The following is a 2,475-nucleotide window of genomic DNA, read 5'->3' as shown; positions in this document are numbered from 1 at the left end:
GGGGCCGGGGGCCGGGGTGGGCTTGGGACCGGGGGTGGGCGCCGGCGAGGCGGGCGCCTGCTCAGCGGCCTTCGGGGCCTCGTCCGCCTTCTTGGCGGGGGCCTTCTTGTTCTTCTTGGCACCCTGCGCGCGCAGGGAGTCGCCGTGCTCCTCCTTCAGTCGGCGCACGACAGGCGCCTCGACGGTCGAGGACGCGGACTTCACGTACTCGCCCATCTCCTTGAGGGTGGACAGGACGACCTTGCTCTCAACACCGAGCTCGCGGGCGAGCTCGTGGACTCTGACAGCCACACTTCTCCTTCAGGGGACCCGGCCCCGGAAGGAGGCTCGGATCACAGATTGACGTACAGGCTCATTTGGAAGTACTCATCGAGTGCTCATGAGCGAGTGCTCCGATTTCGTGTCGGTGGGGCCGGTCGGCCCCATGGTTGGTCAGGCGCTCTCGTCGGCCAGCGACCGTACCCAGGCGACGACGGCATCCGCGTTGACAGGTCCTTCGATTCGAAGGGCCCGGGCGAACGCCCGCCGCTCGAGAGCGAGTTGCAGGCACCGGTCCGAAGGGTGCAGGTGCGCTCCTCGGCCCGGTCGAGTTCCGTCAGGATCGGGTTCGGCGGTTCTTCCCGCTTCATCCGGTCCGGCGACGACTCTCACCAGAGTGGTCTTCTCCGCACGCTGCCGACAACCGACGCACGTGCGGATCACCGTCGTCAAGTCTAGCGGCTCGACCGAGGTGACGACGAATCGCCATCCTCGGCCGGCGCGGTGTCGGGCCGGATGTCGATCCGCCAACCGGTCAACTTCGCTGCGAGACGGGCGTTCTGGCCCTCCTTGCCGATCGCGAGCGAGAGCTGGAAGTCGGGCACCACGACGCGGGCGGAGCGCGTCGCCTCGTCCACGATCGTGACTCCCTTGACCTGGGCCGGGGACAGCGCGAAGGCGATGAACTCCGCGGGGTTCTCGCTGAAGTCGACGATGTCGATCTTCTCGCCGTGCAACTCGTGCATGACGGCGCGCACGCGCTGGCCCATCGGGCCGATGCAGGCACCCTTGGGGTTCACGCCCGCGGCATTGGCCTTCACGGCGATCTTCGTGCGGTGGCCGGCCTCGCGGGCGATCGCGGCGATCTCGACGGTGCCGTCGGCGATCTCGGGCGACTCCAGGGCGAACAGCAGCTTCACCAGGCCGGGGTGCGTGCGCGAGACCTTGACGCGGGGACCGCGCATGCCGCGCTCGACCTCGTAGACGTACGCCTTGATGCGCTCGCCGTGGGCGTAGCGCTCCTCGGGGACGCGCTCGCCCAGCGGCAGCACGGCCTCGATCGACCCCAGGTCGATGAAGACGTCGCCCGGCGAGCGGCCCTGCTGGATGACACCCGAGACGATGTCGCCCACCCGGCCCGAGAACTCGCCGAACTTGGCCTCGTCCTCGATGTCGCGGATGCGCTGCATGATCAGCTGGCGCGCGACGCTGGCGGCGAAGCGACCGAAGTCCTCCGGGGTGTCGTCGTACTCCTCGGTGAACGACGGCGGGGTCGGAGCGGCGTCCTGCTCGCCCTCGGCCGGCGCCGGCGGGGCGAGCTTCTCGCGCGCCCAGACCGTGACGTGCCCGGTCTTGCGGTCCAGCTCGACGCGCGCGTGCTGCTGGGCACCGACGGTCTTGTGATACGCCGAGAGCAGCGCGGTCTCGATCGCGTCGACGACGACGTCGAAGCCGATCCCCTTCTCGCGCTCCAGCATCCGCAGCGCGGCCATGTCGATGTCCATCAGACGTCCTTCCGGTTCAGCTCGATCTGGACGACGGCCTTGACGATCTCGTCGTACGGGAAGCGCGTGCTCTCGCCCTTGATCACCAGCTCGACGCCCTCGTCGTCGCTGTCGCCGATGCGGGCCTCGAAGCGCTCGCCGTCGGTCAGGTCGACGGCGACGACGCGGCCGGCGTTGCGGCGCCAGTGCCGCGGGACGGCGAGGGGGCGGTCGACGCCGCGCGAGGCGACCTCGAGGGTGTAACGCCCGTCGCCCATGACGTCGGACTCGTCGAGCACGGCGGAGATGGCGCGGGTGGCCTGGGCGATCGTGTCGATGTCGACGCCGCCGTCGCGGTCGACGGCGACCAGCAGGCGACGGCGCTCGGCCTTGCCCAGCAGCTCGACCTCGTCGAGATCGAGGCCCAGGGACGCCGTGACGGGTTCGAGGAGACTCGAGATCCGGTCCGGAGTAGGGGTGGTCATCGGGTGCTCCTGTTCAGTTGTCATCCGTACCGCCCCACCCTATCGAAGTCCTCGCGGTCGGTAGTCTGCGGTCGTGAGCAGCCGACGCGTCGTCATCGCCGCCGCCGGCGGCGCGGCGGTCGCCCTGGCCGGGCTCTTCGCCACCGACACCTTCGACGACGCCCTGCGTGCCGTCGGCGCGAAGCCGAAGCCCCTCCCCCGCCCCGAGGACACCTCGCTGCTCGAGGCCGTCGTCGCGGACCAGCAGC

At 70.0% G+C, this 2,475-nt stretch carries 4 protein-coding genes; all 4 read right to left on the bottom strand.

Going from position 1 to position 2,475, the window contains the following annotated elements:
• Nucleotides 1–291: translation initiation factor IF-2 N-terminal domain-containing protein (locus tag RT323_RS16505; RefSeq protein ID WP_313410373.1), on the bottom strand; the 291-nt coding region annotated here is incomplete at its 3' end.
• A 141-nt stretch (nt 292–432) separates the two neighbouring features.
• Nucleotides 433–702, bottom strand: a complete 270-nt coding sequence (locus tag RT323_RS16750) for a YlxR family protein (RefSeq protein ID WP_396172524.1) — start codon at nt 700–702, stop codon at nt 433–435.
• 11 nt (nt 703–713) lie between these two features.
• The gene (gene nusA / locus RT323_RS16500) at nt 714–1,763 is read right to left on the bottom strand and encodes a transcription termination factor NusA (RefSeq protein ID WP_313410371.1); all 1,050 of its coding nucleotides are present in this window, start codon (nt 1,761–1,763) and stop codon (nt 714–716) included.
• Nucleotides 1,763–2,227 carry a ribosome maturation factor RimP gene (gene rimP, locus RT323_RS16495; protein WP_313410370.1) on the bottom strand — a complete coding sequence of 155 codons (465 nt, stop codon included), beginning with the start codon at nt 2,225–2,227 and terminating at the stop codon, nt 1,763–1,765. The genes nusA and rimP overlap by 1 nt, the downstream gene beginning before the upstream one ends.
• Nucleotides 2,228–2,475 lie beyond the last annotated feature (248 nt).

The organism is Aeromicrobium sp. (assembly GCF_032084975.1).
In the GTDB taxonomy this organism is placed as follows: Bacteria; Actinomycetota; Actinomycetes; order Propionibacteriales; family Nocardioidaceae; genus Aeromicrobium.
Note: the sequence above shows the minus strand (reverse complement) of the source record. Positions and strands in the feature narration are given on the sequence as shown.

Bases quoted from the DNA above. Each gene is read 5' to 3' on its own strand.
- nusA (WP_313410371.1), bottom strand. From the start codon at position 1,763: ATGGACATCGACATGGCCGCGCTGCGGATGCTGGAGCGCGAGAAGGGG.
- rimP (WP_313410370.1), bottom strand. From the start codon at position 2,227: ATGACCACCCCTACTCCGGACCGGATCTCGAGTCTCCTCGAACCCGTC.